Source organism: Microcystis sp. BLCC-F209 (assembly GCF_041928595.1).
In the GTDB taxonomy this organism is placed as follows: Bacteria; Cyanobacteriota; Cyanobacteriia; order Cyanobacteriales; family Microcystaceae; genus Microcystis.
This window is the reverse complement of record NZ_JBHFLL010000279.1, coordinates 1-8,714: the sequence shown is the minus strand read 5'-3', so window position 1 is coordinate 8,714 and position 8,714 is coordinate 1. Positions and strand designations below refer to the sequence as shown.

Annotated in this window: 7 protein-coding genes; 6 read left to right on the top strand and 1 reads right to left on the bottom strand. The window is 44.6% G+C overall.

Translation table 11 applies throughout. The features are described 5' to 3' along the window. Nucleotides 1-383: 383 nt before the first annotated feature. Nucleotides 384-1,667, top strand: coding sequence for a serine--tRNA ligase (gene serS / locus ACE1AQ_RS17915; protein ID WP_374808929.1), 1,284 nt, complete (start codon nucleotides 384-386; stop codon nucleotides 1,665-1,667). A 54-nt stretch (nucleotides 1,668-1,721) separates the two neighbouring features. On the opposite strand, the gene ACE1AQ_RS17910 is transcribed toward serS, so the two are convergent. Beyond that, on the bottom strand, nucleotides 1,722-2,882 hold the full coding sequence (locus tag ACE1AQ_RS17910; RefSeq protein ID WP_008200686.1) for a 2,3-diketo-5-methylthiopentyl-1-phosphate enolase: 1,161 nt from the start codon (nucleotides 2,880-2,882) through the stop codon (nucleotides 1,722-1,724). Between the two features lie 41 nt (nucleotides 2,883-2,923). Between ACE1AQ_RS17910 and ACE1AQ_RS17905 the strand changes: the two genes are divergently transcribed. The 5 genes from ACE1AQ_RS17905 (at nucleotide 2,924) to ACE1AQ_RS17885 (ending at nucleotide 8,451) form a co-directional block, all read left to right on the top strand. Then, entirely contained in the window at nucleotides 2,924-3,109 is a 186-nt protein-coding gene (locus ACE1AQ_RS17905) for a hypothetical protein (RefSeq protein ID WP_374808927.1), read from the top strand. 187 nt (nucleotides 3,110-3,296) lie between these two features. Beyond that, nucleotides 3,297-4,415, top strand: coding sequence for a peptidylprolyl isomerase (locus tag ACE1AQ_RS17900; protein ID WP_106908281.1), 1,119 nt, complete (start codon nucleotides 3,297-3,299; stop codon nucleotides 4,413-4,415). Between the two features lie 921 nt (nucleotides 4,416-5,336). Next, entirely contained in the window at nucleotides 5,337-6,233 is an 897-nt protein-coding gene (locus tag ACE1AQ_RS17895; RefSeq protein ID WP_008201251.1) for an MBL fold metallo-hydrolase, read from the top strand. 245 nt (nucleotides 6,234-6,478) lie between these two features. Beyond that, on the top strand, nucleotides 6,479-7,177 hold the full coding sequence (ubiE, locus tag ACE1AQ_RS17890; RefSeq protein WP_110544518.1) for a bifunctional demethylmenaquinone methyltransferase/2-methoxy-6-polyprenyl-1,4-benzoquinol methylase UbiE: 699 nt from the start codon (nucleotides 6,479-6,481) through the stop codon (nucleotides 7,175-7,177). Nucleotides 7,178-7,212: 35 nt separating this feature from the next. Then, nucleotides 7,213-8,451, top strand: a complete 1,239-nt coding sequence (locus tag ACE1AQ_RS17885) for a DUF445 domain-containing protein (RefSeq protein ID WP_106908181.1) — start codon at nucleotides 7,213-7,215, stop codon at nucleotides 8,449-8,451. Nucleotides 8,452-8,714: the final 263 nt, after the last annotated feature.

The following is an 8,714-nucleotide window of genomic DNA, read 5'->3' as shown; positions in this document are numbered from 1 at the left end:
TGCATAAATGCAGGCTATCAAGTCGGGTTTTGAATGGTTGTCATCCGTTATGATAATTGTACCAGAAGGCAATTGATAACCTGTTAAATTCCCTTGTTTCCACCACCTCCAAGCCGTTCGATAACTTATTCCTGTTTTTTTGCCTAGTCCGATAGTTTTGTCTGTACATATTACCATGAATGACTATATATGACCATATTTGTATTTAAACTTTACAATACCCCAGTTTCCGCTGCCGCTAATTTTACCGGCGGCTTTTAACCGATATTTTAGTTAAGTTTTGAGTTATTATTGACCATTGGTTAGGGGTTGAGAACATTTCTTCTCAGGCTGCCAATTCCCCGACTCTCCCACTTACTTTTTATTTTTTACTGACTCGTACCATGTTAGACCTAAAGCAAATTAGAGAAAATCCAGAGGAAGTACAGAAACGCTTAGATAGTCGGGGAGGTAGTTATGATATTGCCCCTATTCTCCAGTTAAATCAACAACAGAAGGCTTTAGAGTTAGAACGCAGCAGTTTACAGGCCCGGGGTAACGAAATCGGTAAACTGGTGGGACAAAAAGTGAAAAGTGGCAGCGATGTCAACAGTCCCGAAATTTTGGCAATGAAAACAGAAGGAAACGAGATTAAAAGTAAACTAGCTCAATTAGAACCGCAGGAAAAAGAGATTAAAGCGGCCATTGACCAAAAAATCTTAGATTTACCCAATTTACCCAGTGAAACCACTCCTATCGGTAAGGATGAACGGGAAAATGTCGAAGTCAAACGCTGGGGAGAGGAATATAAACCCACCAACCCGAATATTTGGCCTCACTGGGAAATTGGGGAAAAATTGGGCATTTTAGACTTTGAAAGGGCAGTAAAAATCGCCCAGAGTCGTTTTGTTAATCTTATCGCCCTCGGGGCAGCCCTAGAAAGAGCTTTAATTAATTTTATGCTCGATCGCCATATTGTCGCCGGTTATACAGAAGTTTTACCGCCAATTCTGATCAATAGTGACTCCCTGCGCGGGACGGGACAACTGCCGAAATTTGCGGAAGAAAGCTTTAAATGTCGAGATGATGAGCTTTGGTTAGCACCAACGGCAGAAGTACCCGTAACTAACCTCTATCGCGATGAAATCCTCTCATCGGAGCAATTACCGATCAAACACTGTGCCTATACCCCTTGTTTTCGTCGAGAAGCGGGCAGCTATGGCAAAGATACGAGGGGCTTGATCCGTTTGCATCAATTTAATAAGGTGGAAATGGTCAAAATCGTCCATCCTGACGCTTCTGCTGGGGAACACGAAAGTTTAGTCGCTAATGCGGAGGCAATCCTGCAAGCTTTACAGTTGCCCTATCGGGTGATTGAATTGTGTAGCGGTGACTTGGGTTTTTCGGCAGCCAAATGTTATGACTTAGAAGTGTGGCTACCTTCGGCTAATACCTATCGGGAAATTTCCAGTTGTTCTAATTTTAGAGACTTCCAAGCACGACGGGCAAATATTCGCTTTAAAGAAAAAGGACAAAAAGGCACTAATTTTGTCCACACCCTCAACGGTTCGGGATTAGCGATCGGTCGTACTATGGCCGCTGTCCTAGAAAATTATCAACAGCCAGACGGGACAGTAAAAGTGCCGGAAGTGCTGCAACCCTATCTAAAACGGCAAGTTATTTGTTAAATTTTCTAAAAATGCTTGACAAAATGTTTTTATAGTGCATTGAAAGAATTGAGCTTAACCCCACTCTAGAATTGCCTGTTTTAAGGCTCCTTCGGGCAAATTGGCCGGATCAAAGGACTCCCCCGCTTCTATTCTGGCTAAAGCTTCAAAAAAAGCCCTCACACCACTGGCAGGTCCCGATGGGTGGTCCATAATTCCGGTTCCCGCATTGAGGATAACATTACGTCCGTAATCCCCAAGGACCTGGGGAACAATACCTGGACGAATACCGGCCGAGGGAACCGGAAAAACGTTTCTATCGCGCAAAATATCGCGAATTTTGCCTTCCTCCTGCGGATCGAAGGGTAAACTACCGTAAGCGGCGGGATATAGCACCGCATCGGCTCCTGCGTGGGCCATCATCGTCCCCAAAACCACAGAATAGGCTAATCCCGTATCGCTACCGGCACACATCGCTCCGGCAAAGGCAGGATGGGCGAAAATAGGAACATCGATCGCCGGATCACTGGCTAAAGCTTCTAAAACGGAAAAACCGTAGGTAAGAACGTTTAATAACAGGGCATTAGCCCCATGTTTCACCAATAAACGGGCTTTTCTCTGCAATTCGTCCGCTTTTCCAGTGACATTGACCGCGTAGAGAACATTTCTACCGGTTTGCTGCCGCACTTCCTCCAAAACTCGGCGACAACAATCTAGGCGCTCGTGGGTGGGAGCCACGGGAAGATCCGCCATGATTTCATCATCTTTAATCACGTCTAAGCCAGCAAAAGCCACTTCTCGCAGGATATCGGCGTGATCTTGCGCCGATAGTCCTAAAGCGGGTTTAAAAATTGCCATAACTAGAGGTCGATCATAAACCCCCAAACGTTGCCTAATTCCTGTGATTCCCAGCTTGGCTTTTGTGCCGTAGCTTTCGGGGAGATACACCCCCACCACTTTTCCGGCTCCAGCCATGGAATATTTGCCGAAAATCATGGTTAAAAGACTGGCGATGTCATTTTCAACGTTTATCTGGGGAAAACGCACCCTAGCCACCTTATAACCGTCGGCTTCCTCCCTGATCCCCACCACTTCCGCTAGGTGTTGTTGCAGCTGCTCTTGACGATGACTGTGGCGCTCGCTCCAAGTGCCGGCGGTTTGACCGATAGCGATCGTTTTTGCCTGTTTTTCGGCATTAATAGCGGGCGGAAAGCGATAATCGACAATTATGGTCATAAAAGGTAAAAAAAGGGAGTGGGAATTATAAATTATAAATTATGAATTATGAATTGGGGAGGTGGGGAATTGGGGAGGTGGGGAATTGGGGAAGTGGGGAGGTGGGGAATTGGGGAAGTGGGGAGGTGGGGAATTGGGGAGGTGGGGAATTGGGGAATTGGGGAATTGGGGAAGTGGGGAATTGGGGAGGTGGGGGAGTGGGGAGATGGGGAGCCTTTTTTCAGTAAACAGTAATGGGTGAACTGACAACTGATAACTGATAACTGATAACTGATAACTGATTACTGATAACTGATAACTGATTACTGATTACTGATAATGGCTTCGATCGATTTTCTTAGCTATTGACAAGGGTTCCCCTAAAAGCCTACAAGTATTTTGGATAGGTATGGCCATTGAGGAACCGACCAAAATATGAAAATAACGACAAGATTACGGGAATCGGGCAAATTTTTCTTAAAAAGGGCTGCTAGTATTGCCCTAGCACTATTTTTAATCTTAAGTCTGTTCACGGTTAAGGGGACTGCCCCTGCTTTGGCTGTGCTTGCTCAGGGTGATGCGGTAACGGATCCCACCGCTATTTTACGCAATGCCTTACCCATAGATAATAAACCAATTCGTCAAGTGCAACAATCGATCGAAGATATTGCCAAACATCTGCGGGCCAAACGTTGGAGTCCGATTAAAAAAGATGTCAAGGATGCCAATTATGCCCTTTCTACCAAAAGCAAGGCTATCTTAGATAGTGTTCCCGAAGCAAGTAAAAACCAAGGGGAGGAATTAATCGAAAAACTCAAAACGGGAGTGGCAGACCTCGATACGGCCGTAGAAGCGAAGGATAAAGAGGCAGTTTGGTCAACCAGACGGGAATTGCTCAATCATATCACCGCTTTAGAAGAATTAATGGTGGTGGGTTTTCCCTTTAACGTTCCCCCGGAATACGCTAACTTGCCGCAATTGCGAGGACGTGCCACCATAGAGATGCAGACCACCAAGGGAGATTTAACCATCGTTGTGGATGGTTACAGCGCTCCGATTAATGGGGGTAACTTTGTGGATTTAGTCCAACGGGGTTTTTATGACGGTTTACCCTTCATTCGCAGCGAAGATAATTTCGTTGTGCAAACCGGGGATCCCGTCGGTGCCGAAGAGGGATTTATTGACCCGAAAACTAAGCAATATCGCTCTATTCCCTTAGAAATTTTGATTAAAGGGGAAGAAGAACCAGTTTATGGCAATACTCTCGAAGAATTAGGGATTTACTTACCCAGTCTCGCCTTACCTTTTAACGCTTTTGGTGCATTGGCCCTAGCGCGTCCGGATACTAATCCTAACGGAGGTTCCTCGCAATTCTTTTTCTTTAAATTCGATAATGAATTAACTCCTCCGGGGTTTAATCTCATGGATGGTCGTTATTCGGTTTTTGGCTATTTAGTCGAGGGAAAAGAGGTGTTAGAAGAACTTACCGATAAGGACAAGATTATCACCGCTAAAGTGGTTTATGGCTTAAATAATCTCGTCCAACCTAGCTAGGGTGGGGGTTTTTAACTAGGTTTTGTCAAGGCAAAAGATTAGTCAAGATAGGGGAAGTAGCTCAGATTCTGGGTACTTCCCCCGATACCCCGGCAAAGTGGCAATTGTCGAGGTCAATATTCCCCGCTAGTCAAAGCAAGGCAGTTAGTAGATGTTACTCTGTCAATGACCTTTTCAGCTTAGAGTAGCAAAACGTAGTAGCAAAACGTAGGGTGCGTTAGACGGCAAAAATTGCGGCTTTGACTTGAAAGTAACAATCCGTCGTAACGCACCACTAAGTAGGGTTTGCTGAAAAAGTTTGTTGGTGGGGTTAGGAGTCAGGAGCCGGTCGTCAGGAGTCGGTCGTTTCAGGCTTTGTTGCCCTCTTTTTTTGTACCAGTTTATGTACTATGAGGAGAATAATGCAAGGTTTTTGAATGTCCCAATCCTATTTTCTTGCACTAACATCAGATTTTAACAGGTCAAAAGCCTTATTTTCAAAGGGTTTTACCATTATTCAGCAAGTCGTATTTAAAAAAAGCTTCCACGCCATAACCGTAGCGATCGCCATTATCCCAGAAAGCGGCGACTAAACTACCGCGACGAAAACAACCCACCTGACAGTAAACCTCGTCTGGTTGCAGACAGGCAACGGCGAGATTGAGCAGGGGAAAGAGATTGCGATCGGGATAGGAGGCGGTTTTTGGGCTTAAAAGGGTTAATTAGTCGGAAATAGGCGACATTAGAGGCGATCCCCAATCCTGATACTGTTGAGGCAGTTTTTCTAAGAATTTCTGTAAATCCATGCCTTGCTTTCCCAAAAACTATAATCCTTTCCCCCTATCATAAATTATCCTGTTTGTCATCAACTCACAGCCTTAATTGTCGGAGAGTGCTAATCTAACTATTAGCAGACCTAGGAGAAGTAGAGAAACCGCTGATATGCCCGACAACCGCTTCCAGATCAAATTTTGGGGAGTACGGGGAAGTATTCCCTGTCCCGGTTCGGAAACCGTTCGTTATGGTGGTAATACCTCCTGTGTGGAGATGCGGGTCGGTAGAGAAAGATTAATCTTTGACGGTGGTACGGGGTTACGCCCCCTAGGACAGTCTTTGATGGCAGAAAGTCCAATGAAAGCCCATTTATTTTTCAGCCACTCCCATTGGGATCATATTCAGGGTTTTCCTTTTTTTATCCCCGCTTTTATCCGGGGCAATACTTTTAAAATCTATGGGGTTCCCTCCCCCAACGGGGCAACCATCAAGCAAAGATTAGACGATCAGATGTCACACCCTAATTTTCCCGTGCCTTTGCGGGTTATGCGGGCTGATTTAGAATTTTATGATCTAGAAATGGGCGAAACCATCCACTGTGGGGATTTCAGCGTCGAAACCTGTCCTTTAAATCATCCCGGGGAAGCGGTGGGTTATCGGGTAAATTGGCGGGGTTTATCGGCAGCATATATTACCGATACCGAACATTTTCCCGATCGCCTTGATGATAACATTGTCGCTTTGGTCCAGCAAGCGGATGTGATGATTATTGATGCTACCTACACCGATGAGGAATACACAGATACTAATTCTCCCAAGGTGGGTTGGGGCCATTCTACTTGGCAGCAGGCAGTCAAAATCGCTCAAGCAGCCCAAGTTAAGCAGTTAGTTCTATTTCATCACGATCCCACCCATGATGACGATCTTCTCGATCGCATTGGGGAAGAGGCAAGAAAGATTTTCCCTGAAACTATTCTCGCCCAGGAAGGACTTTCGATCGAACTGCAGCCAGGAGATTCTCAGATAGATAAGGCGAGGCCTAACCTCAGTCACTGTTCCCCGTGAGCGCAGATAAGATAGAATGATTTGAGATCATCAGGGATTTTCTCTGGTGCTATATTAGACCTCTTGTAAAAATCAAAAATTGTTGTTAGGGTTAGGAGTCAGTAGCCAGTAGTCAGTAGTCAGGAGAATTAAGAATGAATAATAATCAATTAAATGGTCTATTTACAGATTTTAGGCGATTTAATCCTTATTTTTGACGTTTTTGAACCCTCAAAAATTAATTATGCAAGAGGTTTATTATAAAAATGTCCAATCAATCCTCACCTAACTCCACAGAAATACAAGCAATTTTTGATCAGATCGCTCCCGAATATGACCGACTTAATCAAGAATTAAGTTTAGGATTACACCGCGTCTGGAAATTAATGACAGTCAAATGGTGTCAACCCAAAAAAGGGGATTTTGCCCTCGATGTCTGTTGTGGTAGCGGCGACCTGACTAACCTATTATCAAAACAAGTGGGTAAAACCGGCCAAGTGATCGGACTAGATTTTTCCCCACAACAATTAAAAATCGCCCGTCAACGTTTTAGCGCCGCCAATATTAACTGGATGGAAGGGGATGCCCTCAATTTACCCTTGGCCGATTCTAGCTTTGATTGTGCCACTATTGGCTATGGATTACGCAATGTGGTGGATATTACCCAATGTCTGGGGGAATTATACCGGGTGCTGAAACAGGGAGCTAAAGCGGCGATTCTTGACTTCCATCAACCCACCCAAACCATGGCCAAACTATTCCAAAACTGGTATCTCGATCATATCGTTGTTGCCGCCGCCGAGCGCTACGGCTTAACTGACCAGTACGCTTATATTAGTCCCAGTATCGATCGCTTTCCCCGGGGCCCAGAACAGGTAAAATTAGGCTATCGGTCGGGATTTTCCAGTGCCGTTCACTATCCACTCCTAGCAGGACTGATGGGAGTGTTAGTCTTAAAGAAATAACTCACTCACATTTCCGTTTATTTTTTGCTGCTAAATTGAATCTCGCTACTCTTTGGACATGGATCTTACCGCCGATTGCGGGGGCAATTATTGGCTATTTTACGAACGATGTAGCCATAAAAATGCTATTTCGTCCCTACAAGGCGATTTATATCGGTAAGCGTCCTCTTCCCTTCACTCCGGGGTTAATTCCTCGCAATCAAGATCGATTAGCTGTCCGGGTATCGGATACGATCATGGGTTCCCTGTTAACTCCCGAGGAACTACAAAAACTGGCTAAACGACTCCTGGACACCGAAAGGGTACAGGGGGCGATACTCTGGCTGCTACAATTAGCTTTAAAACAAATCAAAGGCGATCGGCAAGCAAAAACAGCCGAGATTTTGGCGGCGATTCTTCACGATTTATTCGGGGAATCTTTAGCGAGATTACTAAAAGTTTTAGCCCGACGGCAGGACTTTTTAGAAAAACAGATCAATCAAATTTTTGATCGCCTAGTCTTGGAATTTTCTCTCAGTGAACAACAGGCGCGACAATTCTCCGATTGGCTATTAGAAACTGTCTTACCTGCTGATGTTATCCGTCTAGCTTTAATCGATTTTTTAACCGATCGCAATATTCAAGTTATCGATGAAGGATTTCGGGAAAAAACCAGTGGAACCTATTGGGTAGTAGCCAATTTATTCGGTTTACGCAATGCCCTGGCCCGCTTACGCACTTTTTGCCTTGATGAAAAGGATTTAGCTAATACCAGAATCAAAGAATTATTACTATCTTTAGAGATGCGTAATCGTCTGAAAAACTGGTTACAAAGTATCTCTTTGCAAAATTTACCTATCTCCACCGTCAGACAATTGCGTAAAACCACTAGGGATACGGTGCGAATTTATATTCAAGAAAGTGGCGAACAATTTCTGCAAGATTTTGGCCAAACGATCGACTGGGATCAAATCGCTAATTTAATTATTAATCGTCTGCAATCCTCGGTGTCAATGACTACATCATTAGGGGTAATTAGTCAAGAGTTAGCGTTAATTTTAGAGCGTTATTTAGAGGAAGATTTAGAGAAATTAGTCGCCCAAATTATCCCAATTCTCAACATCGATCAGGTGATCCGCGATCGGGTAAATGCCACTTCCCCGGCCGATCTGGAAAATGCTATTCAAGGCATTGTTAAACAGGAATTACAGGGAATTGTTAATCTCGGTGGGATTCTCGGTCTTCTAGTCGGACTAATGCAAACAATTATTTTGATCGCACAGAATCCGGGGTAATAATTGGGGTTTGCTGAAAAAGTTTGTTGGTGGGGGCAGGGTGTGGGGTGTGGGGTGTGAATTTTCCCCCTGAAAAAGCCTTAATCTAACAAGGTTTTTAGATTTATTCAGCAAGCCCTAATTAGGGTTTGCTGAAAAAGTACGGGCGAAGCATTCGGGCAATAACCTATCGGTGAAACCGTAGATTTTTTATCCGAATGCTTCGCCCCTACAGGACGCGGGCCGATGAAGACGCAAGGTTTTGAAGCACGATTCTCTCAAAA